Origin of the sequence: Marinobacter orientalis, from assembly GCF_004792665.1 — a bacterium.
Lineage (GTDB): Bacteria > Pseudomonadota > Gammaproteobacteria > Pseudomonadales > Oleiphilaceae > Marinobacter > Marinobacter orientalis.
The window spans coordinates 364716-387881 of record NZ_SRZX01000002.1; the positions used below are offsets into that span (position 1 = coordinate 364716).

Here is a 23166-nt window from a genome sequence, read left to right on the forward strand (position 1 = left end):
TCAGATCGGCTTATCCATTTCCCTTTAATCCTGTCTTGACTAGACTTGAAAAGAGAGCTTGTGAATACAGTTACCCGCAATGGAGTTGCATGATGGAACTACCCATAGAGGACCGCAAATCGGCCGGCCGCGAGCTGGCCCGTGCACTTGAAGATTATCGCAGCCGCGAACACCTTGTGGTGCTGGCATTGCCCCGGGGCGGCGTCCCTGTGGCCGCAGAAATCGCCCGGCACCTGGGTGCGGCCCTGGACCTGATGATTGTCAGGAAACTGGGGATGCCCGGCCATGAGGAGTTCGCCATGGGTGCAATCGCCAGTGGCGGCGCCCGTGTTCTCAATCGCCAGGTACTCGACTACCGTGATATCAGTGACGAGGCGATCGAAAAGGTGGCCGAGCGGGAACGCCGGGAGCTGGAGAGACGGGAACAGACTTACCGCGGGGATCGCCCCTGGCCGGATCTGAGCGACGCCACCGTTATCCTTGTGGATGACGGCCTCGCCACGGGGGCCACCATGGGCGCAGCCCTGGAATCGCTCAAAATCCACCGGCCCCGCGAAGTTGTCGTGGCCGTTCCCGTGGCTCCGGCCGACACCATCAGAAACCTCCGCAGCAGCGCCGATAACGTCGTTTGCCTGGAAACCCCCGACAATTTCCGTGCCATCGGACAGTGGTACCGCGATTTCCACCAGGTTTCGGATGACGAGGTGCGACAGCTGCTTGGCCATTTCTGGAAAGAGTGAGGCAAGACTATGGTTTCCAACTCCCGTTCTGTTGTCCTGGAACTTTCGGACGCATCCCTCAAAGGGATCCTCAATCTTCCTGACGGCGCCTCCGGCATTGTCGCCTTCGCCCATGGCAGCGGCAGCAGTCGCCTCAGCCCCCGCAACCAGGCGGTGGCCGAATTCCTGAACGGCGCCGGCCTGGGGACTTTGCTGTTCGATCTTCTCACCGCCAGTGAGGACGAAGTGGATGCCCGAACCCGGGAGCACCGCTTTGACATTCCACTGATCAGCCGGCGTATGAGCGAAGCCGTGGGCTGGCTCACCGAGCAGCCGGCGACCGCGGCGATGCCAGTGGGCCTGTTCGGCGCCAGCACCGGCGCGGCTGCGGCGCTGGTCGCGGCTGCCGAAAACCCGGATCACGTCAGAGCGGTTGTATCCCGGGGCGGACGCCCCGACCTCGCCGGCAACGCCCTCCCCCGTGTTCGGGCAGCGACCCTTTTGATCGTCGGTGGTCTGGACTCCACCGTCATAGATATCAACCGGGAGGCGGCTGCAAAGCTGAACTGTGATCACGAGGTAAAAATCGTCCCGGGCGCAAGCCATCTGTTCGAGGAACCCGGTAAGCTCGATATCGTCCAGAAAGCGGCTGCAGACTGGTTTACGGATCACCTGGCTGGAGCCCAACCATGAAACTCGACGACCGGATAGCACTGTTTTGCCTGGACAGCGGCAACGATTTCGCTTCGCAAGTGGCGGCCCATCTGGGGATACCCCTGGGCGAACACGAGGAACGGGATTTCGAAGACGGGGAGCACAAGATCCGCCCGCTGGAGACAGTTCGTAACCGCGATGTCTTCGTGGTTCAGTCGCTATATGGCAGCGATGGCCTGAGCATCAACGACAAGCTGGCACGTCTGCTGTTTTTACTGGCCAGCCTTCGCGATAATGGCGCAGCCCGGATCACCGCCGTGGTGCCCTACCTGTGCTACTCCCGCAAGGACCGCAGAACCAAGTCCCGCGATCCTGTCACTACGCGCTACATCGCTCAACTCTTCGAGGCTATGACGGTTGATACAATGGTGACAGTGGACGTTCACAACCGCGCCGCTTTCGAGAATGCCTTTCGCTGTCCCACAGTGCATCTGAGTGCCAGGGAAGCGTTCATCGACTTCCTCCTGCCCCAACTCCGGGACAGGGAAGTCACCGTAGCCTCCCCGGACGTGGGCGGTATCAAGCGTGCGGAACTCTTTCGTGAGTCACTGGAGAGGCGGCTGGAGCGACCCGTGGACAGCGCATTCATGGAGAAACACCGCAGTAGCGGCGAAGTGAGCGGTTCTGCTGTGGTTGGCAACGTCCGCGACCGCACTGTACTGATTCTGGATGACCTGATCGCGGGAGGAGGCACAATGCAACGGGCCGCAGAGGCATTCAGGAAACAGGGCGCGGAGGACGCGATTGCCATCGCCACGCACGGCGTTTTCTCCCAGGATGCGGCAGACAAACTGACGTCGCCGGCTCTTTCCAGGGTGATTCTCGGCAATACTGTGCCTCCGGCCCTGCCGTCGAAGTTGCTTGATACCAAGGTCTCGCTGGTGGATATCACTGCGGGTATCGCCGATACGATCACTGCGTTGCACGAGGGAAGAGACGTGACAGATCTGGAGTCCTGAACCCGGATTTCATTGCAGGGAACGCTTCAGCTACCCGAACCTTCGCCATACTCGGAGGCTATGGCCAGGTAATCCAATGCTTTTTGCCGCCACGGACCGCGCCTTTCCTGGTAGTCGTCGTCCAGGTGCCAGATGGCCAGCTTGGCCCGCTCTGAAGCCCGGTAAGCTTTATAGAACGCAACCAGGCAGGCTTCCGGTTCATCTCCGGTGATCTGTCCATAAACCTCGAACAGGATCCTGCCCACCTTCTGGTCCCCAAGCTTTTGGCACTCCATCGCCAGAAAGGACAATTCATCCGCCGGATCCCGGATCCGCAGGTCGCGGCTGAACTCAAGACAGTCGATCACTACAGGTGGCTCCGTCAGGCAGACGTGCTCCGGACGCAAATCACCATGGGCCTCGACGAGGCAGCCCGCGGTCGCGCGATCAGCAAAGTGTACCGAATTCCTTTCAAGCAAAGCCATTTGCTGATCGCAGACCGATTTGACCCGATCCTCGGGAAGAGAATAATCAGTCAACTGGCGGTAGTTTTCACTGATGCCGCGCCGCAATCGCTCCAGGTACTGCTCCCCGGAAAGCTGAATGCTTGCAGCACTGCCATAGAAACGGGCAAGCAACTCAGCGGCGGTCCTGACCCGCCGGTACTCCACTGTTGCGGATTTAATCTGCGTTTCCAGCATCGAGGCCACTGGCAGGCGGCGCATGACCACCAGCCAGTCGACGGGAATCCCCTGCCGGCCTAACGCCAGCCCGCCGCCTGCTACAACGCTCAACTGTTCCACACCGATATAGGTATCACCACCCAGCCGGATGTTGAGACGAGCCTCTTCGACACAGTTTTTATAGCGGTTATCAACACTCGTGAAATCGAACAGCTGGCGAGCCACCGGTTTTTTGAGTTTGTAAACCCGCGGACCAACCAGGAAGACCCAGGACATGTGGGTTTCCAGCACTTCCACGCTATCAGCCTCGACCGGATAGGAAGCAGCGTCTGACAGGAACGCGACTTTTTCCTCGATTTCAGGTAGACGCGACGTCTCAGGCACGGTTATCGGGCCCGTTTTCCGACACCGCCTCGAGCGCATCACAATAGAGCTGGTCCAGTTCAGCACTGATCCGGATGTCGTAGTCTTTCTCTGCCCGGTCAAGGGCCAGCAGTGCCGGACCCATCTCATCCAGGGCGCGCTTGACCCGCTCGCGACTCTCTTCAATGTCCGGCTCCGGCGCTACCGGTTCGCCGTTGCGAACCACCGTCACCAGCAGGGGTTCGCCGTCCCGCTGCTCGGTGTCGCGGCAGATTTCATCGTAGCTATAGCAACCATCAGCATCCCGAAAACGCCACACCTGCTTGCGCCCCGGCAACAACTTTTTGCCGGGGCTGTTTTTCAGCCTCGGCTCTCCCTCGTACTCGGTCAGCTTATAGGCCAGGTCGATGGCGGGAGCGTCTTCCGATACACCCAGTTTGGTACCCACGCCGAAGCCATCTACCGGTGCTCCGGCATCGATCATCTCCCGCATCGACCACTCGTCCAGGCCACTGCTGACCACGATGCGAACCTGATCCAGACCGGCTTCATCGAGTCGTTTGCGGGAGGCCCTGGCCAGCTCTGCCAGGTCTCCGGAATCGAGGCGGATGGCACCCACTTCGAATCCTTCCTCTTTCACCAGCCTGATGACCTTGTCGACACCGCGCATGGTGTCATAGGTGTCCACCAGCAGAGTGGTGCCCGGGTACAGCCGCGCATAGTGGCGAAATGCCTTCATCTCGTCCTTATGGGCCTGGATGTAGGAGTGGGCCATGGTGCCATTGGCGGGAAGTCCGTAGCGCAAGCTACCGAGGACATTGCTGGTTGCCGCCAGACCTGCGGTGCGGTAAGCCCTGACCCCCCGGAGGGCGGCATCATAACCGTGCATGCGTCGCATGCCGAAATCCACCACTGAGCGCCCCTCGGCGGCGATGACCATGCGCACCGCCTTGGAGGCGAGAACGGTCTCAGTGCTGACATAATTCATTAACAGGGTCTCGAGCAACTGCCCCTCGATCACCGGCGCTTCCACTTCCAGCAGGGGTTCATGAGGGAACACCGGCGTGCCCTCTGGCAGGACACGAATGTCACCGGTGAAGCGGAAATCGCCAAGCCACTGCAGGAAGTCGTCGGTGAAGACATCAAGGGATGCCAGCTGCTCCACCTGTTCGGGGGGGAAACGAAGGGCCGTGGCCAGCAGCGCCGCGTAGTGCTGACCGCAGGCGAGCATGAAATTCCGCTGCTCGGGCAGCTTGCGAAAGTGGAGGGTAAACAGGGCCCGATCCTCCAGTTGCTCACTGTGATAGGCCTGGGCCATCGTGAGCTCATACAGATCGATAAATAGACCCAACTCTTCTGTTTTCAGTTCGCCCAGATGATTCATCATTCCTCTTCCATGACTGCGCCCGACTGGCGCGTTTTGGCTTTGGCCCGAATGTCCGGGGCTGACCCCCTACTCCCGCTCGGCTACTCCCACTCGATGGTGGCAGGTGGCTTCGAGGAAATATCATAGGTTACCCGGGATACGCCCTCAATCTCATTGATAATACGGTTGGAAACCGTTTCCAGCAAATCGTAAGGCAGGTGCGCCCAGCGAGCGGTCATGAAGTCGATGGTTTCCACCGCACGCAGCGCCACCACATACTCATAGCGGCGGGCATCGCCGACGACGCCCACTGACTTGACCGGCAGAAAGACCGCAAAGGCCTGGCTGGTCTTGTGGTAAAAGTCGGCACGATGGAGTTCTTCCAGGAAGATGGCATCAGCACGGCGCAGGATCTCGGCGTATTCTTTCCTGACCTCACCCAGAATTCTCACGCCCAGGCCCGGCCCCGGGAACGGATGCCGATAGACCATATCGTACGGCAGGCCAAGCTCAAGCCCGATGCGGCGCACCTCATCCTTGAACAGCTCCCGCAGGGGCTCTACCAGTTTCATTTTCATGGTTTCCGGCAAGCCACCGACATTGTGATGGGATTTTATGACATGGGCATTGCCGGTCTTGGAAGCAGCCGATTCGATCACATCCGGGTAGATGGTGCCCTGGGCCAGCCAGTTCACATCGCGGATACTGGTGGCTTCTTCATCGAAAACATCGATGAAGGTGTTACCGATGATCTTGCGCTTCTTCTCGGGGTCATCAACACCCTTGAGCTTGGACAGGAACAGGTCTTCCGCGTCCACACGGATGACCTTGACGCCCATGTTGCTGGCGAACATATCCATCACCTGATCGCCCTCGTGCAGGCGCAGCAGGCCATTGTCCACAAACACACAGGTCAACTGGTCGCCAATCGCCTTGTGCAGCAGCGCCGCTGTTACCGAGGAATCCACACCACCGGAAAGCCCGAGCAACACCTTGTCCCTGCCAACCTGGTTGCGGATCTGCCGGACAGCGTCTTCAACGATTTTGGCGGGAGTCCACAGGGCTTCACATCGGCAGATGTTCAGCACGAAGTGTTCGAGAATGCGCTTTCCCTGCAGGGTATGGGTTACTTCCGGGTGAAACTGGACGCCGTACAGATTGCGGCTGAGATCCTGCATGGCGGCGACTGGCGCGCTTTCTGTCGATGCCAGGAGCTCAAAACCCTCGGGCATGACCACAACCTTGTCACCATGGCTCATCCACACATCCAGCAGAGAATCACCGGTCGCGGTCAGGTGATCGGTAATATCCTCAAGCAACGGCCCCTTGGCACGTACCTTTACCTGGGCATAGCCAAATTCACGTTTCTCGGAGCTGGCTACACGCCCACCCAGCTGTTCGGCCATGGTTTGCATGCCGTAGCAGATGCCGAGTACGGGGATGCCCTTTTCGAACAGCCCTTCCGGTGCCCGGGGGCAACCAAGTTTGGTCACAGACTCGGGGCCACCAGCCAGGACGATGCCCTGGGGGTTAAAATCCTTCAGTTCCTGATCGGTGATATCAAAGGGCTTGATCTCACAATAGACACCGATTTCCCGAACGCGGCGTGCGATGAGCTGCGTATACTGAGAGCCAAAATCGAGAATCAGAATGCGGTGGTCGTGGATGTTGTGGGCCATGAAATCCTCGGATCAGAAAGAAAAACGCGGCTCATACCATGAGCCGCGCCTGGAACGACAATAATCAGCCGATACGGTAGTTGGGGGCTTCCTTGGTAATAGTCACGTCATGAACGTGGCTCTCACGCATGCCGGCGCCGGTTATGCGGACGAATTCCGGTTTGGTGCGCATCTCTTCCATGTTGGCGCTACCGGTGTAGCCCATGGAGGCGCGCAAGCCACCCATCAGCTGGTGAACAATATTCCGCATCGGGCCCTTGCAGGCCACCCGGCCTTCAATGCCTTCCGGCACCAGTTTTTCAATACCCTTGCTGGCATCCTGGAAGTAACGGTCACTGGAGCCCTGCCCCATGGCGCCGATCGATCCCATGCCCCGATAGGCCTTGTAACTGCGCCCCTGGAACAGCTCCACTTCACCCGGCGCCTCGTCGGTACCGGCCAGCAGACTACCGATCATGACGCTGTAGGCACCGGCTGCGATGGCCTTGGAAATGTCTCCGGAAAAACGCACACCGCCATCAGCGATTACGGGAATGCCACGGTCTTTCAACGCTGACGCTACATTGGATACCGCGGTAATCTGGGGCACACCAATTCCGGCAACAATGCGAGTGGTACAGATAGATCCGGGGCCGATTCCCACCTTGACCGCATCCGCACCGGCGTTTGCCAGGTCGATAGCCGCGTCAGCCGTGGCGATATTGCCACCGATCACCTGGACCTCCGGAAAATGTTTCTTGATCCAGCGAACCCGATCGATAACCCCTTTGGAGTGGCCATGGGCAGTATCCACCACGATCACATCCACGCCGGCCTCAACCAGCGCCGCGACACGGGCTTCGGTGTCAGCGCCGGTTCCCACCGCTGCACCGGCCCGGAGACGGCCCTGATCGTCTTTACATGCCAGCGGATAGTCTTTGGCTTTCTGGATGTCCTTGACGGTAATCAGGCCACGCAGTTCAAATTCGTCGTTAACCACCAGTACTTTTTCGATGCGGTGACGGTGGAGAAGCTCCTTGACGTCTTCCAGATCCGCACCCTCCCGGACTGTCACCAGTTGGTCCTTGCCGGTCATAATTTCGGAAACCGGGGTATCCAGACGGCTTTCAAAACGGATGTCCCGGCCGGTCACTATCCCGATCAGGTCGCGGCCATCCACCACCGGCAGGCCGGAAATGTTGTTGGCCATGGTGATGTCAACCAGTTCGCGGACAGTGGTATCCGGCGTCACGGTGATCGGGTCTTTGACCACGCCGCTCTCATACTTTTTCACCTTACGGACCGCTGCCGCCTGCTGCTCCACCGACATGCTCTTGTGCATGATGCCGATGCCACCTTCCTGCGCCATTGAAATAGCCAGGTCCGCTTCGGTAACGGTATCCATGGCAGCTGATACCAGCGGAATATTGAGCGTGATACCTTTGGTCAGTTGCGTTTGCAGGCTGACCTGGTGAGGAAGTACCTCTGAATATCCGGGCACGAGTATGACATCGTCAAAGGTAAGCGCTTCTTCGGCAATTCGCAGCATTGGGATCCGCCTTTTGAACATGCTAGATTGGAGGATTGATGTGCCGCATCCGACGGGCTGCAGCAAAGCAAAATCCTTAATCGATCTATTATAAATGGGCCTTGGTTGACAGTAAACCGGCGATCTTTCCATGCCGGGTTGCATGTTTTTGAAATTTCGCTATTTTTACCTCCTTTTTCGGCTTATGCGTATGCATCAACACGGAGCGTCTTCCTTGGACAGCGGTTTTCAGGATTCCCGTCCCCGGGCACTGAGTGTCAGCGAACTGAACCACCAGGCCCGCCACCTTCTTGAAGCCAGCTTCATGCAGGTCTGGGTTGAGGGCGAACTGTCCGGCTTTTCCCGCCCCTCTTCGGGCCATTGGTACTTCTCGCTGAAAGACCGCAAGTGCCAGATCCGCTGCGCCATGTTCCGGAGCTTCAACCAGCGGCTCAGGGAGATCCCCGCGGAAGGCGAACAGGTGCGGATCCGTGGCAAGGTCACCCTTTATGAGAACCGGGGTGATTTCCAGATTATTGTCGAGCATATCGAGCCAGCCGGCCTGGGTGCGCTGCAACAGGCGTTTGAGGAACTGAAGCGCAAACTGCAGCAGGAAGGACTGTTTGATATTGCGCGCAAGAAACCTCTTCCCACAACACCCCGGCACATCGGGGTGATCACCTCCTCAACCGGCGCCGCCATCCACGACATCCTGACTGTACTGGCACGGCGGTGCCCGGCCATACCGGTGACTCTCTACCCCACGGCCGTCCAGGGGAAGGCGGCGACTGCTGACATCGTTCGCGCCATTGCCCGCGCTGCCCGCCATGGTGTTGCCGATGTACTGATCATTGGCCGCGGTGGCGGCTCTCTGGAGGATCTCTGGTGCTTCAATGAAGAGGCCGTGGCCCGCGCTATCGCGGCATGTCCGCTGCCGACTGTGAGCGCGGTCGGCCACGAAGTGGATGTCACCATTGCCGATTTCGTGGCAGACCTGCGTGCGCCGACACCGTCCGCCGCAGCCGAAAAAATCTCCCCCGACCAGAACGACTGGCTACGACAACTCGGGGAGCGGGAACTGAGACTCGCGGGTGCCGCCAGCCGCGCCCTCAAGCGCATGCAGACCCGGTTGGAGCACCTGTCGGCCCGGCTCCGTGACCCGCGGCGGGAATTGCTGGAAAAAGCCCAACGCATGGACGAACTGGACCTGCGGCTGAGCAAGGCCGTGGGACGGCGCCTGGAGCGCGACAGGGTCAGAGCCATGCACCTCACCCAGCGCCTGGCGATGCAGTCCCCCGTCAGACAACTCAGCGACAGCCAGTCCGATGTCAGGCAACTGGCGGAACGCCTGGTCCGGGCAGCCCGGGAAGCCATCACCCGGCGGCGCGAGCGCGTCGAGCACACCGGCCAGACCCTCAATGTAGTCAGCCCCCTGGCTACCCTCGGCCGCGGCTATGCAATCGTCCAGCAGGAGAACGGTGAGATTGTTCGCCAGGCCACAAGCCTGCAGCCTGGCGACAGGATTACCGCCCGGGTGGCCAGCGGTGAGCTCGAGGCAAATGTGATTTCAGTCAATTCCGGGAGCCAATAATCATCACGGGCGCACAGCGTTAGCCTATGGTCTAGTAGTCCTGTACCTCAAAGCGCTTACAGTTGTTGTAACTAAACGTAAGAACAACAACTCGACGAGGTGGAATTTATGGACTACCACTCCGAATTCAGGAAATCCATCGACCGGCCCGAAGAATTCTGGCGGGAAAAGGCTCAGGCCATTGACTGGATCGAGCCCCCCAAAACCATCTGGCAGGCAACCGATAACGGCCATGGGCAGTGGTTCCCGGACGGGGTTCTGAACACGTCCGATGTCGCACTCGATGCCAACATCCGTGCCGGCCGCGGCGAACAGAAAGCGCTGATCTACGACTCCCCCGTCACCGGCACCACCGACTCCTACACTTATAACGAGCTTACCCGCGCCGTGGCAACCTTCGCCGGTGCGCTTCAGGACCGTGGCATCACCAAGGGAGACCGGGTAATCATCTACATGCCCATGGTTCCGGAGGCCGTCATCGCGATGCTCGGCTGTGCACGCATCGGTGCCATTCATTCCGTTGTCTTCGGGGGCTTTGCCGCCCATGAACTGGCGGTACGCATTGATGATGCCGAGCCTAAAGCCCTGATCACCGCCTCCTGCGGCATCGAGGTTAAAAAGGTTATCGAGTACAAGCCGCTGGTGGACAGGGCGATCGACCAGGCGGGCCACAAGCCGGAATGCTGCATTGTCTTTCAGCGGCCGCAGGTGCAGGCAGAACTGAAGGATGGGCGCGACTTTGACTGGAACGAACTGGTGTCCCAGGCCAGCCCGGTTGATCCGGTGCCGGTAAAAGCCACCGACCCGCTCTATATTCTTTATACCTCCGGCACCACCGGTAAGCCCAAAGGGGTTGTCCGCGACAATGGCGGCCATGCCGTGGCCCTGCGCTACAGCATGAGCCTGGTCTACGACGCCAGCCCGGGCGATGTGTTCTGGGCAGCATCGGACGTCGGCTGGGTGGTTGGCCACAGCTACATTGTCTATGCGCCCCTGTTTGCCGGATGCACCACCATTCTGTACGAAGGCAAGCCGGTAAAAACACCGGATGCAGGCGCCTTCTGGCGTGTCGTCCGGGATCATGGCGTCGATATGCTGTTTACTGCGCCCACAGCGTTCCGCGCGGTACGCAAGGAAGATCCTGAGGCAGACCAGCTGACACGCTATGACGTCAGCTCGCTGAAACGCATCTTCCTGGCCGGGGAGCGACTGGACCCTCCCACCTACGAGTGGCTCAAGGAACATACCGGCCTGCCTGTTCTCGACCACTGGTGGCAGACCGAGACCGGTTGGGCAATCTGTTGCAACCCGATTGGCATCGAAATGATGGAGACCAAACCCGGCTCTGCCACCGTGCCCTCACCAGGTTACAACGTTCAGATAGTGGATATGGAAGGCAGACAGGTTCCTGCCAACGAGCAGGGCCAGATTGCCGTCAAATTGCCACTACCTCCCGGCTGTATGACAACCGTGTGGGGAGATGACGCCCGTTTCAGTAAAACCTATCTGGAACCGGTTCCGGGATTCTACAGCTCCGGTGACGGCGGCTTTATCGACGATGATGGCTATGTGTTCGTCATGGGGCGAACCGATGACGTTATCAACGTGGCGGGCCACCGGCTTTCCACCGGGGAGATGGAAGAAGTTGTGGCTGCTCATCCGGCCGTTGCCGAATGCTGCGTGGTGGGTGCCCATGATGAAATGAAAGGCCAGATCCCCATTGGACTGGTACTGATCAAGGACGGAGCCACCATCGATCACGATGAACTCGAGGAGGAGCTGGTCGAAATGGTCCGCGAAAAGATCGGCGCCATCGCCTGCTTCAAAAGGGCTCTGGTGGTTGATCGGCTACCGAAAACACGGTCGGGCAAGATTCTGCGCCGTATTATCCGCCAGATTGCCGATGGTGAGGAGTACGCCGTCCCCAGCACCATTGATGACCCGTCGATACTGGAGGAGATCAGCCAGCAGCTCAAACACTGATACCAGCAGGATATCGACCCACCATCACTAACCGAAACCGGCCAGCCGGCAGGCTTCGGTTAGTGACAACCTTATGGCAACTCGTTGTTTTTGCGGCTTTAAAAACTTGAATAAAGTACCAAAAAAGCGTTGACGCATTCCCAGCTCGGTCTATACTGAAAATGCTGTGAAAATACAGCGGTATTTGGTGAATGCGCTCCAACGTCCTGCCAAAGTGCGTTTCGTTGCCACTTTCCTCAGTACTTTCTGGATTTTTGCAGCATCGGTAATTCCGCAGGAACACCGACGGTCCCGTGAGGGCAAAATCTCGGAAATACAGGAAAGATCAATGTCAGATGATACAAAAACCGGCCACGTAAAGTGGTTTAACGAGTCCAAGGGCTTTGGCTTCATCGCTCAGGACGGTGGCAGTGACGTATTCGTTCACTACAGTGCAATCAACGCGAGCGGATTCCGCACCCTGACCGAAGGCCAGCAGGTGCAGTTTACCGTTACACAGGGCCCGAAAGGACCCCAGGCGGAAAACGTAACCCCGGTCTGAGTGTTACGCAATCCCGCCCTATGCCCCTCACGGGCACAGGGAAGATGAAAAAGCCGGCAGCCGCCGGCTTTTTTGTTGTCAGGCACCCGCCTCGGCTGCCGCTTTGCTGACCGCACCCTGCTGCCGGGCTTCGCCCACTACCTGGGAAACCGCTGAGAACAGGGCCTGAAGGGTGGCCGAGGTAGTGTCCTCGGCCAACGCTGCCGCACTGCAATGCTGGCCATTGACTGTTACCCGGATGCAGGCCAGCGCATTGGCGTTGGTACCCTCACCCAGTGCGAATTCATCATAAGCCTCGACTGCCAGTTGCACGCCGTATTCCGACTCAAGCGCTGCAGAAACAGCCTCCACGGCACCCAGTCCATGTCCTTCCAGGGTGACAGGGCTGTCCCCGGAACCAATGCTGACGGTTGCGGCAACGCCTTCGTCATCACGGTGCAGGTCGTAGGACCTCAGCTCCCAGGCCCTGTTCACCTGCAGGTAACGGTCTTCGAACAGCCGGTGAATGGTCAGCGAGTCGATCTCTCCGCCGTTGGTTTCAGCCTCACGCTGCACCAGTTTGCTGAATTCGATCTGCAACCAGCGCGGCAGGCTGATGTTGTAGTCACGTTCAAGTACATAGGCAACGCCACCCTTGCCGGACTGGCTGTTGATACGGACCACTTCTTCATAGCGGCGATTCAGGTCTCTCGGGTCGATCGGCAGATAGGCCACGTGCCAGGCATCACCGTCTTTGCGTTTGCTCAGGCATTTGCGGATTGCATCCTGATGGCTGCCGGAAAATGCGGTAAACACGAGTTCACCGGCATAGGGATGGCGCGGATGAGTGGATATCTCGGTACAGGCCTCCACTACATCGGTAATTTCTGCCATGCCGGACAGGTCCACTTTAGGATCCACGCCCTGGGAATAGAGGTTCATGGCCATGGTCACCAGATCCATATTGCCGGTGCGCTCGCCATTGCCCATCAAGGTGCCTTCAACCCGGTCTGCCCCGGCCATCACCGCCAGCTCTGCTGCTGCCACGCCGCAGCCACGGTCATTGTGGGTATGAACACTGATGCAGATGTGCTCGCGGTAACGGACATGGTCACAGATCCACTCAATCTGGTCCGCAAAAACGTTGGGAGTGGCCATTTCCACGGTCGCCGGCAGGTTGATCACCACTGGCTGGCCCTGGTCCGGGCGCCAGACATCGTTGACAGAGTCAATCACTTCTGCGGCGTAGTCCAGCTCGGTACCGGTAAAGCTCTCCGGCGAATACTGGAAGGTCCACTCGGTATCCGGATATTTCTCGGCATTAGCCTTGACGACGCGGGCACCGTTGACAGCGATATCCCTGATACCGGCCCGGTCCATGTCAAAAACCTGCTCGCGCTGGACCGTGGAGGTCGAGTTGTACACATGGACAATGGCTTTGCGGGCACCTTTCAGCGCTTCATAGGTACGTTCAATCAGTTCCGGCCGGGCCTGGGTCAGCACCTGGATGTGGACATCATCGGGAACCCGGCCCTCTTCGATCAGCTTGCGGCAGAAATCAAAGTCCGGCTGGCTTGCGGCCGGAAAGCCGATCTCGATTTCCTTGAAGCCCAGTTTTACCAGCAGATCGAACATCCGCTGCTTCTGCGCCACTGACATGGGTTTGACCAGCGCCTGGTTGCCATCCCGAAGATCCACGGCACAGAACCGCGGTGCAGTCGTGATGACCTTGTCCGGCCAGCGACGATCGGTTTTGGCCACCGGCGTGAACGCAACGTATTTACGATGATCAAATGCCATAAGGGTGATTCCTTGCTGTATCACTGGGAATTCGTTGACTGTCAATCAGGATAACGCCTGCAACAGGGAAAATGATTGCTTTTTTGCCCTGTAAAGATTGATAATAGCCAGATTCTTTCAAAGATTAATAGATAAACGGCAGTTTATGTCAAATTCTAACAATTCGCCTGTCAAGATCGACAGGATTGACCGCAATATCCTTGAGCAATTGCAGCAGGATGGCTCCCTGACCAACCAGGAACTGGCAGACAAGGTGGGCCTTTCGCCCTCCCCCTGTCTGAGACGGGTGCGTGCCCTGGAAGAAGCCGGAGTGATTGTCCGGCAGGTCACCATACTTGACCACAAGAAGCTGGGGCTTTCGTTAACCGCGATCATCCTGATCGGTATGGATCGCCATACACCCGAACGCTTTGCTGCTTTCGAGAAACAGGTGAGCGAATACCCGGAAGTGCAGGAATGCTACCTGATCACCGGCCAGGACGCCGACTACATGCTCAAGGTTGTGGTGCCGGACATGGATCACTATCACCATTTTCTGCTCAACCGCATCACCCGCATCCAGGGAGTCAGCGGTGTCCACTCCAGCTTTGTGCTGAGACGGGTGATCGACAGCACGGCTCTGCCACTGGGCTACCTGTCATGAGGCAAGGCATAGCTGCCGGTAACGTGGGCGACAACCTGCTGCTGATCACCCTCCCCCGACAGCAGGCGCACCTCGCAGACAGCAATACGGCGCCCCATACGCAATACCGTGGCCTCTCCAACCAGATCGGCCGGGGCCGGTTTGTGCAGAAAATTGATGGACAGGTTGCTGGTCACCGCCATCTCTACCCTGCCGATGGCAGCCATGACGGCCGCGTACATGGACGCATCCGCCAGGGCCATCTGCACCGGGCCGGACAGGGTGCCACCCGGGCGGATAAGCCGCTCCGAGAATACCAGGCGGGTACGGGCATAGCCCCGGTCGCCGGTTTCATCTACGGTAAAGCCGATATCTTCTGCCATGGGCACACCGGCCCGGATTACTGCTTCGACTTCAGCGGCTGTCAGCGTCATTCACTTCTCTCCGTCTGTCCATCTGTACCTTGTGGTATTCGCTCCGTACAATAGCGGGCACCATGTGATAAATAAAGAATCCCTTTTCAACTGCTTACGGATAACACCATGCGAGCAAGCCGTTACCTGATTGCCACCCAGAAAGAAACGCCCGCAGACGCCGAGATCGTCAGCCACCAGATGATGCTCAGGGCCGGGATGATCCGCAAACTGGCCTCCGGCCTCTATTCGTGGCTGCCACTGGGACTCAGGGTGCTGCGCAAGGTTGAGCGCATCGTACGGGAAGAGATGGACAAGAGCGGCGCCCAGGAAGTGTTGATGCCTGCCGTGCAACCCGCCGAACTATGGCAGGAATCGGGACGCTGGGAGCAGTACGGTGATGAATTGCTGCGGATGAACGACCGCCACGGCCGTGACTTCTGCTTCGGGCCCACCCACGAAGAGGTCATCACCGATATCATCCGCAACGAGCTGAAAAGCTACAAGGAACTGCCGGCGAACTTCTATCAGATCCAGACCAAGTTCCGTGATGAACGACGCCCCCGCTTCGGGGTGATGCGTGCCCGGGAGTTCATCATGAAGGATGCCTATTCCTTTCATGTCAATGCCGAGTCCCTGAACGAGACCTACCAGGTCATGCACCGCACCTACTGCTCGATTTTCGAACGGCTGGGCCTGGACTATCGCCCGGTGGAAGCGGACTCCGGTGCCATTGGCGGCAGCGCTTCCCATGAGTTCCATGTGCTGGCCTCGTCCGGCGAGGACGCCATTGTTTTCAGCACCGACAGCGACTACGCCGCCAATATCGAGAAGGCCGAGGCCGCTGCCCCGGCCGGAGAGCGGCCAGCGCCGTCAAGAGACATGACGGAAGTGGCAACGCCCGACCAGCACACAATTGAAGCCCTTGCCGGTTTCCTCAAGGTCGACGCCAGCGCAACGGTCAAGACCCTGATGGTCCGGGCCGAAGAAGACGAACACGGGAACAGCGGCCTGGTAGCGCTGGTCCTGCGGGGCGACCATACCCTCAATGACATCAAGGCAGAGCAACTCGAGGGGGTGGCCGAGCCGCTGACCATGGCCACCGATGAGGAAATCGAGCAGGCTATTGGCTGCAAGGCAGGCTCCATCGGCCCGGTGGGTCTGCCGGTACCGGTGATTGTTGATCGCAGTGCCGCCCATCTGGCGGACTTTGTCTGTGGCGCCAACAAGGAAGGCTACCATCTGACCGGCGTAAACTGGGAGCGCGACCTGCCCCTGCCACGGGTGGAAGACCTGCGCAATGTGGTGGAAGGCGACCCCAGCCCGGATGGCAGGGGCACCCTGGAAATCCGTCGTGGTATCGAGGTCGGCCATATATTCAAACTGGGCAACAAGTACAGCAGGGCAATGAATGCCACCGTTCTGGATGAGAATGGCAAAAGTGCGATTCTGGAAATGGGCTGCTACGGCATTGGCGTGTCCAGGATTGTGGCCTCATCCATTGAGCAGAACCACGACGACAAGGGCATCATCTGGCCGGAGGCCATTGCGCCGTTTGAAGTGGCCATCGTGACGCTGAACGCCCACAAATCACCGGCGGTGATGGAAGCTGGTGAAAAGCTCTATGAACAGCTGCGCCAGGCCGGCTTTGATGTTCTTCTGGACGACCGCAACGAGCGGCCGGGCGTGAAATTTGCTGACATGGAGCTGATTGGCATACCCCACCGCTTCGTGGTGTCCGAAAGGGGCCTGGCGGCAGAAACCCTGGAATACAAGGGAAGACGGGATGAAGACAAGCAGGATGTTCCGCTGACAGAAGTGCTTTCCTACCTGATCAGTGCCTCACCCCGAAAAGGGCTCTGAGGCCTCACCTGACGGGAGTGGACCGGTACCCCCGAAATCATGGGCTGCCGACCACTCCCGGCTCCATCTCCAGCGCGATACCGAAGCGCGCCTTTACCTCACCGCGAATCCTGTCCGCCAATTCCAGCACATCCTCGCCACTGCCATGGGAGTGGTTTACCAGCACCAGAGCCTGCCGGTTGTGAACGCCAACCCTGCCATTGCGGTACCCCTTCCAGCCACACTGGTCAATCAACCATGCTGCCGCAATCTTGGCACTGTCATCACCGGGATAGCCGGCGATATCCGGATAGGCCTGCTGTAAGGCGTGCCAGGTTTCGATGGGCACGACCGGATTCTTGAAGAAACTGCCGGCATTGGGAAGCCGGGCCGGGTCAGGCAGCTTGCGCCGCCGCACCGCCATTACCCCATTCGCCACATCCAGTGGCGTCAGACTGCGCGCATCACGGCCGTCAAAGTATTCGGCCAGGTCGCGGTAATCCAGGCAGAATGGCCGGGAGCGGGACAGTCGCAGACGGACAGTGGTGATGACATAGCGACCGGGTTCATGCTTGAACAGGGAGTCCCGGTAACTGAAATGACACAGACTGTTGGTGAGCGTGACTTCACGGCCAGTGTGTCGGTCCAGGGCACTGACTTCCAGCAGGGTATCCCGCAACTCCGAGCCATAGGCACCGATGTTCTGTACCGGCGCCGCGCCAACGGTACCCGGGATCAGCGCCAGATTTTCAATACCGCGGTAGCCGACAGAGGCGGCGTACATAACCACGTCATGCCAGTTTTCACCGGCACCCAGTATCAGTGTTGCCTCGTCACCCTCTATGTGTTCCCAGCACCGGCGGGTTATCGCCATGCGAACAACCAGCCCCCGATAATCACCGGCAAACACCAGGTTGCTGCCACCGCCTAGAATCAGCGGCTCCACCGACTTTTCAGCCGCCCAGGCCAATGCCTGCTTGAGCGCTTCAACAGAGGTCACTGGGACAAAATATCGAGCCCGGGCACTGATGCCCAGGCTGTTCATGTCACCGAGGAAGACGTTCTCCTGGATCCGGGGCTGAGCGTTCAAGCCAATCGCTTCCGGATATGTTGCAGCAATCCCTCACTGGCTTCACTGATCAGGTCCAGCACCTGTTCGAAACCGTGATTACCGCCGTAATAGGGGTCGGGCACCTCATCATACCCGGAGCTGCCGAACCGCAAAAACAGGACCGGCTCGGTACCGCCGTGCTGGCGCCAGACGTCCCGCACATCCGCCAGATTCTGGCGATCCATAACCAGTACATAGTCGAAACTGTCCAGATCGTCGCTGCTGAACTGGCGTGCCCGCAGAGTGCCAATATCAACGCCGCGTTCCCGTGCTGCGGCAATGGCGCGAGCGTCGGGGGCTTTACCCACATGCCAGTCGCCGGTGCCGCAGGAGTCAATGGTTATCCGGTCATCAAGCCCTGCCTGCTCAACCACCTGACGGAAAACGCCCTCGGCGCTGGGGGAGCGGCAGATATTGCCGAGACAGACAAAAAGTACCTTTACCGGTGCTGTCATGGTTTTGGGGCCTCCTTCTGCTGTGCTGTCATGGTTTGCCGCAGGCGCTCAAGATCCTGCCGCGTATCGACTCCTGACGGCGGTACCCGGCAGGCTTCTTCCACATGAATGCGGGCTCCATTATACAGCGCCCGCAGCTGCTCCAGGGATTCCGTCACTTCCGTCGGCGCTGGAGCCCAGGTGACAAAGTTCCGCAGAAGACTGACACGATACCCATAGATACCAATGTGGCGGTAATATCGCGCCCCTTCCGGTAACTGTTTCCGGGTGTCTGCAGCCTGCCATGCATCCCTTGCCCAGGGTATCGGTGCGCGGCTGAAATAATGCGCCATGCCGCGGTGGTCAAACACCACCTTGACCACATTGGGATTGAACACGCTGGCCGCATCCGAGATCTGTTCGCAGAGTGTGGCGATGGCGGCATCGGAGTGGATCTCCAGATTGGCAGCCACCTGGTCAATCAGTTCCGGCGGGATCAGAGGCTCGTCTCCCTGTACATTGACCACCCGTTCGTCCGGGCCGAAGTCCATCAGCCGGGCCACCTCTTCAAGGCGGTCGGTGCCACTGGCATGACCGGCGGATGTCATCACCACCTCTGCCCCGAACGCCCGGCAGGCTGCTTCAATCCTGGGGTCGTCGGTGGCTATGATCACGCGGCCGGCATTACTTTCGCAGGCGCGCTCATAGACATGGGCAATCATTGGTTTTCCGGCAATGTCGGCCAGCGGCTTTCCCGGCAGGCGGGTTGATGCGTAGCGGGCCGGAATCACAACGGTGTAGGACATACAGGCTTCCTGTCAGTGTTTATGCAGGCGCTCGTCAGTAGTCAGGGTACGAGCCTCGGTGGCAAGCATGACCGGTATACCTTCCCGAATCGGGAACGCCATCGCATCCTGATAGCAGATCAGTTCGGTCTTGTCGTCGTTGATCTTGAGATCTCCTTTGCAGACCGGGCATGCCAGCAGAGCCATCAGTTTCTTATCCATGGTGTGTTCTCACAGTTTCGTTGGAATCCGGTGATTGACGACAGTGATTGACGCTGGCCATAAACGCTTCCGCGAACGACTCCGGAAGCCCGGCTTTGACGGCCAGCACCCAGGCATTGTCATGGGCAAACCCGCGGCATTTGACGGCGTCTTTCGCCGTCATTACCAGCCACTCCCCCTGTTCTGACTGCAGATCTTCAGGGGTAAACCGGTGATGATCCGGCAGTGCACGTGGCCTGACCTGCGCGCCCAGGCCCTTCAGTGTATCGAAAAAACGTGCCGGGTTGCCGATTCCCGCTACCGCCCTTACCGGCTGCCCCCGGAGACGGTCCGGCGACAGGGTGTCGCCGGTAACCAGATTGCGCAGCTCCGTCGGAGCCAGGTTCATGGTGAACTGGTGTTCGTGCTCGATGCCACCCAGATGGCCGCCATTGGCGATGACAAAATCGACTGAGGCCAGCCGTTCCAGGGGCTCGCGCAGCGGCCCTACCGGAATCAGGGCCCCATTACCAATGCCCCGGGCCGCATCGAACACCGCCAGCTCTATGTCCCTGGGCAATCGGTAGTGCTGGAGCCCGTCATCGCACACCAGAATGTTACCCAGCTTCTGGTCCAGGGCCCAGAGGGCGCCGCGTTTGCGGTCCGGATCGACCACCACCGGGCAATCGGACTCCGCCGCCAGCATTACCGGTTCATCGCCTGCCACATCAGGGCCTGTTTCCGGAGTAACCAGCAAAGGATAGCGGTCGGCCTTGCCACCATAGCCCCGACTCAGTATAACCGGCTGCCAACCGCGTTCCCGCAGCAGCCGGACAAGGGCTGAGGTCAAAGGCGATTTACCGGTGCCGCCGGCGGTTATATTCCCCACCACCACCACCGGGACCGGAATGTTTTCGTTCCGGGCCAGCCACGCCCGACGTCTGCGGTTTTCGGCAATGGCCCGGTAAAGCCACGCCAGCGGATACAGTGGCCACAAGGGGCGCTTGTCGCCATACCATAGCCGGTCTACCAGCGCAGTCATGCCTGCTCGCTGAATTGCATCTGATGAAGCTGGGCGTAGGCACCGCCTTTTGCAAGCAGTTCTTCGTGGCGGCCGGATTCGATAATCGCTCCGCTTTCCATCACCAGAATGCGATCTGCGTTTTCAATGGTCGACAGACGATGGGCAATGACCAGGGTTGTCCTGCCTTTCATGACCGTTTCCATGGCATCCTGGATGTGGCGCTCGGATTCGGTATCAAGAGCCGAGGTCGCCTCGTCCAGAATCAGCACTGGTGCGTCCTTCAGCAGCGCGCGGGCAATCGCCAGGCGTTGGCGCTGGCCGCCGGAGAGCATCACGCCGTTATCACCGATCATGGTGTCCAGACCTTCCGGCATGCGCTCGATAAACTCCATGGCATGGGCCTTGGCGGCAGCGTCGACGATCTGTTCGCGACTGTGGTGCCGAAGAGCGCCGTAGGCAATATTGGCAGCGATGGTGTCGTTAAACAGCACCACATTCTGGGTGACCAGCGCTATCTGGGCCCGCAGTGATTCCAGAGTGAATTCTTTCAGAGAATGGCCATCCAGCCGGATATCGCCGCCAGTGTATTCATAGAATCTTGGCAGCAGACTGACCATCGTCGATTTGCCACTGCCGGAGCGTCCTACCAGCGCCACACTCTGGCCGGCCGGAATAGTCAGCGAGATGCCCTTGAGCACATCTTCCAGCTGATCCCGGTAGCGGAAAGACACGTTATCAAACTCGATATTGCCGTCGACCCGTTCCGGTGCGTAGCTGCCCGTGTCATGCTCGGGCTCCTCGTCCATGGTGCCAAACACGTCGTGGGCTGCCGCCACACCTTTCTGGATCTTGGCGTGCACCGAAGTAACCTGGCGGATGGGTTTGGCCATGGTGGTTGCAGCGGTAATGAAGGCCACCAGCTCACCGGTGGTCATTGCCCCGCGGATTGGAGGGGCCAGCATGAACCAGACCAGTGAGGCAATGGCGATGGCCACCAGCACCTGAATCACCGGTATGCTGATAGCCTGGGTAGAGGCCATCTTCAGGCTCTGTTCCAGGTTTTTCTCGCTCACCTTGCGAAACCTCTCCCGCTCGAAGTGTTCACCACCGAAAGTACGAACGACCCGGTAGCCACTGATGGATTCCGACGCCACGTGGGTAATGTCGCCCATGGAACCCTGGATCCGCTTACTGATCTTGCGAAACCGTTTGCTGGCATAGCTGACCACCAGGGCAATCAATGGCCCCACCGCCAGGAACACCAGCGTCAGCTTCCAGTTGGTATAGATCATGAACCCGAGCAGGCCCAGGATCGTCAGCCCTTCCCGCAGCGTAATGGTGACTGCGTTAGTAGTGGCTTCGGCAACCTGTTCGACGTTGAAGGTGAGCTTGGATACCAGGCGGCCCGAGGCATTCTCATCGAAATACCGGGAGGGCAGGTTCAGCAAGCGGTCAAAAACCTGCTTGCGCAGGGCATTGATAACCTGCCGCCCGACATAGCTGATAAAGTACTGGCTCATGAAGGTACCCACACCGCGAAAGGCGAATACCGCCACAATGAGCAGTGTCAGTTGTATGCGGTTTTCAGCAGTAGGATTCTCCAGCGCGGTGATAACGTATTCCATCGCTGCAGCCATGCCGGTGGAAGCGGCTGCATAGATGACGTTTCCCACCACTGCCAGAGAGAACGCCAGCCAGAAGGGTTTCACATAAGCCAGCAGGCGCTTGTAGGTCGCCCAGTTGGTTGCCGGCTGCGCAACGGAATCGGCTGCAGAGGTGGAATCGCTCACTGGCCTTCCGCCTCACGCTCGGTAGTGATGCTGAGTCTGGCGAAGCCGAGACGACCGGCAACGTCCATGGCCCGAACCACGAACTCATGGGGTGTGCGGGCATCGGCGGTAATAATGAACGGCAGGGAGGTATTGTCACCCGCAAGTTCGCTGACGGCGCGCTGCAGTGTTTCGCGACGGTTATTCACCAGGCTGCGGTCGTTGAGAATATACTGCCCCTCCGCATTGATAACCACATCAATCAGCTTCGCTTCGGATTCAGACCGCTCACCATTGGCTTCCGGCAGTTCGATATTGAGATGGCTTTCACGGGTAAAGGTGGTGGAAACCATAAAGAATATCAGCAGCAGGAAGACCACATCGATCAGTGGCGTCAGGTCAACCCCGACTTCCTGACTTCTCTGGCGCTTGAACTTCACGGTGTTCAGGCTCCTTCCACGTCGATTTCGCGGTCGCCGTGCACTACCTCAACCAGTTTGATGGCTTCCTGCTCCATGCCCACAACGAGCTCATCCACACGGCGGATAAAGTAACGGTGAAAAATGAGAGCCGGAATGGCAACACTGAGGCCCGAAGCCGTGGTGATGAGGGCTTCGGAAATGCCTCCCGCGAGATTGCCGGCATCACCGACGCCTGCGAGCTGGATTTCGGCAAACACCTTGATCATGCCTATGACGGTGCCCAGCAGACCAAGCAACGGTGTGATGGTCGCGACCGTGCCCAGGGGATTGAGGAAACGTTCCAGATCATGGATGACCTGGCTGGCCTCATGCTCAATGCTTTCTTTCATGATCTCGCGACCATGCTTTGCGTTCATCAGCCCGCCTGCCAGGATGCGGCCCAGGGGAGAAGACGCCTGCAGGGCCTTGAGCTTGCGCCCGTTGAGCTCTTTTTTCTTTATCCAGCGCCACAACTCGTTAATGGTGTGCTGTGGCGTTATCCTGGACGGTCTCAGTGTCCAGAAACGCTCAAGAATGATGGCAAGGGCAAGAATGGAACAGGCAAGAATCGGCACCATGAGGATGCCACCGGCTTTCAAAAGCTCGAACACGCTTGGTCTCCCTGATTGTTGGCAAGCCGC

22 protein-coding genes are annotated in these 23166 nt (G+C 58.9%); 8 read left to right on the top strand and 14 right to left on the bottom strand.

The window, feature by feature from the left end; translation table 11 throughout:
- Positions 1–92 precede the first annotated feature (92 nt).
- Genes DIT72_RS18365 through DIT72_RS09885 form a run of 3 tightly spaced genes read left to right on the top strand, consistent with a single transcriptional unit; the run spans position 93 to position 2392 of the window.
- A complete protein-coding gene (locus DIT72_RS18365) occupies positions 93–740 on the top strand; it encodes a phosphoribosyltransferase (protein ID WP_135955068.1) in 648 nt (215 codons plus the stop codon).
- 9 nt (positions 741–749) lie between these two features.
- Positions 750–1412 carry a dienelactone hydrolase family protein gene (locus DIT72_RS18370; RefSeq protein ID WP_135955069.1) on the top strand — a complete coding sequence of 221 codons (663 nt, stop codon included), beginning with the start codon at positions 750–752 and terminating at the stop codon, positions 1410–1412.
- On the top strand, positions 1409–2392 hold the full coding sequence (locus DIT72_RS09885) for a ribose-phosphate diphosphokinase (RefSeq protein WP_135955070.1): 984 nt from the start codon (positions 1409–1411) through the stop codon (positions 2390–2392). The genes DIT72_RS18370 and DIT72_RS09885 overlap by 4 nt, the downstream gene beginning before the upstream one ends.
- 26 nt (positions 2393–2418) lie before the next feature.
- Here DIT72_RS09885 and DIT72_RS09890 read toward each other — a convergent pair whose 3' ends face one another.
- From DIT72_RS09890 to guaB, 4 genes are all read right to left on the bottom strand, one after another.
- The gene (locus tag DIT72_RS09890; RefSeq protein WP_135955071.1) at positions 2419–3438 is read right to left on the bottom strand and encodes a hypothetical protein; all 1020 of its coding nucleotides are present in this window, start codon (positions 3436–3438) and stop codon (positions 2419–2421) included.
- Complete coding sequence (locus DIT72_RS09895; RefSeq protein WP_228260781.1) at positions 3431–4804, bottom strand: nicotinate phosphoribosyltransferase; 1374 nt, start codon at positions 4802–4804, stop codon at positions 3431–3433. The genes DIT72_RS09890 and DIT72_RS09895 overlap by 8 nt, the downstream gene beginning before the upstream one ends.
- 80 nt (positions 4805–4884) lie before the next feature.
- The gene (gene guaA, locus DIT72_RS09900; RefSeq protein WP_135955072.1) at positions 4885–6462 is read right to left on the bottom strand and encodes a glutamine-hydrolyzing GMP synthase; all 1578 of its coding nucleotides are present in this window, start codon (positions 6460–6462) and stop codon (positions 4885–4887) included.
- Positions 6463–6526: 64 nt separating this feature from the next.
- A complete protein-coding gene (gene guaB, locus DIT72_RS09905) occupies positions 6527–7990 on the bottom strand; it encodes an IMP dehydrogenase (protein ID WP_135955073.1) in 1464 nt (487 codons plus the stop codon).
- A gap of 190 nt (positions 7991–8180) precedes the next feature.
- Between guaB and xseA the strand changes: the two genes are divergently transcribed.
- The 3 genes from xseA to DIT72_RS09920 all read left to right on the top strand — a co-directional run bounded on the left by xseA (position 8181) and on the right by DIT72_RS09920 (position 12084).
- Entirely contained in the window at positions 8181–9560 is a 1380-nt protein-coding gene (xseA, locus tag DIT72_RS09910) for an exodeoxyribonuclease VII large subunit (RefSeq protein WP_135955074.1), read from the top strand.
- A gap of 108 nt (positions 9561–9668) precedes the next feature.
- Positions 9669–11543, top strand: a complete 1875-nt coding sequence (locus DIT72_RS09915) for an acetate--CoA ligase (protein WP_135955075.1) — start codon at positions 9669–9671, stop codon at positions 11541–11543.
- A gap of 328 nt (positions 11544–11871) precedes the next feature.
- On the top strand, positions 11872–12084 hold the full coding sequence (locus DIT72_RS09920) for a cold-shock protein (RefSeq protein WP_027832312.1): 213 nt from the start codon (positions 11872–11874) through the stop codon (positions 12082–12084).
- Between the two features lie 78 nt (positions 12085–12162).
- Here DIT72_RS09920 and leuA read toward each other — a convergent pair whose 3' ends face one another.
- A complete protein-coding gene (leuA, locus tag DIT72_RS09925) occupies positions 12163–13863 on the bottom strand; it encodes a 2-isopropylmalate synthase (RefSeq protein ID WP_135955076.1) in 1701 nt (566 codons plus the stop codon).
- Between the two features lie 145 nt (positions 13864–14008).
- On the opposite strand from leuA, the gene DIT72_RS09930 reads away from it, so the two are divergent.
- Positions 14009–14506: an Lrp/AsnC family transcriptional regulator gene (locus DIT72_RS09930; RefSeq protein WP_135955077.1), complete on the top strand. Its 498-nt coding sequence runs from the start codon at positions 14009–14011 to the stop codon at positions 14504–14506.
- Here DIT72_RS09930 and DIT72_RS09935 read toward each other — a convergent pair.
- Positions 14494–14919 carry a PaaI family thioesterase gene (locus tag DIT72_RS09935; RefSeq protein ID WP_135955078.1) on the bottom strand — a complete coding sequence of 142 codons (426 nt, stop codon included), beginning with the start codon at positions 14917–14919 and terminating at the stop codon, positions 14494–14496. The genes DIT72_RS09930 and DIT72_RS09935 overlap by 13 nt on opposite strands.
- A 108-nt stretch (positions 14920–15027) precedes the next feature.
- On the opposite strand from DIT72_RS09935, the gene DIT72_RS09940 reads away from it, so the two are divergent.
- On the top strand, positions 15028–16761 hold the full coding sequence (locus tag DIT72_RS09940) for a proline--tRNA ligase (RefSeq protein ID WP_135955079.1): 1734 nt from the start codon (positions 15028–15030) through the stop codon (positions 16759–16761).
- 37 nt (positions 16762–16798) lie between these two features.
- On the opposite strand, the gene murB is transcribed toward DIT72_RS09940, so the two are convergent.
- The 8 genes from murB to DIT72_RS09980 are packed head-to-tail and all read right to left on the bottom strand — an operon-like array spanning position 16799 to position 23136.
- Positions 16799–17830, bottom strand: coding sequence for a UDP-N-acetylmuramate dehydrogenase (gene murB, locus DIT72_RS09945; RefSeq protein ID WP_135955080.1), 1032 nt, complete (start codon positions 17828–17830; stop codon positions 16799–16801).
- Complete coding sequence (locus DIT72_RS09950) at positions 17827–18306, bottom strand: low molecular weight protein-tyrosine-phosphatase (RefSeq protein WP_135955081.1); 480 nt, start codon at positions 18304–18306, stop codon at positions 17827–17829. Before DIT72_RS09950 ends, murB begins: the two co-directional genes overlap by 4 nt.
- Positions 18303–19091 carry a 3-deoxy-manno-octulosonate cytidylyltransferase gene (gene kdsB / locus DIT72_RS09955; protein ID WP_135955082.1) on the bottom strand — a complete coding sequence of 263 codons (789 nt, stop codon included), beginning with the start codon at positions 19089–19091 and terminating at the stop codon, positions 18303–18305. The genes DIT72_RS09950 and kdsB overlap by 4 nt, the downstream gene beginning before the upstream one ends.
- Before the next feature lie 12 nt (positions 19092–19103).
- Positions 19104–19292 (bottom strand): Trm112 family protein, encoded by a 189-nt coding sequence (locus DIT72_RS09960; protein WP_135955083.1) that lies wholly within the window; start codon positions 19290–19292, stop codon positions 19104–19106.
- Positions 19285–20313 carry a tetraacyldisaccharide 4'-kinase gene (gene lpxK / locus DIT72_RS09965; protein ID WP_135955084.1) on the bottom strand — a complete coding sequence of 343 codons (1029 nt, stop codon included), beginning with the start codon at positions 20311–20313 and terminating at the stop codon, positions 19285–19287. Before lpxK ends, DIT72_RS09960 begins: the two co-directional genes overlap by 8 nt.
- Positions 20310–22085 (bottom strand): lipid A export permease/ATP-binding protein MsbA, encoded by a 1776-nt coding sequence (msbA, locus tag DIT72_RS09970; RefSeq protein WP_135955085.1) that lies wholly within the window; start codon positions 22083–22085, stop codon positions 20310–20312. The genes lpxK and msbA overlap by 4 nt, the downstream gene beginning before the upstream one ends.
- Positions 22082–22504, bottom strand: a complete 423-nt coding sequence (locus DIT72_RS09975) for an ExbD/TolR family protein (protein ID WP_135955086.1) — start codon at positions 22502–22504, stop codon at positions 22082–22084. Before DIT72_RS09975 ends, msbA begins: the two co-directional genes overlap by 4 nt.
- A gap of 5 nt (positions 22505–22509) precedes the next feature.
- Entirely contained in the window at positions 22510–23136 is a 627-nt protein-coding gene (locus tag DIT72_RS09980; RefSeq protein ID WP_135955087.1) for a MotA/TolQ/ExbB proton channel family protein, read from the bottom strand.
- Positions 23137–23166 lie beyond the last annotated feature (30 nt).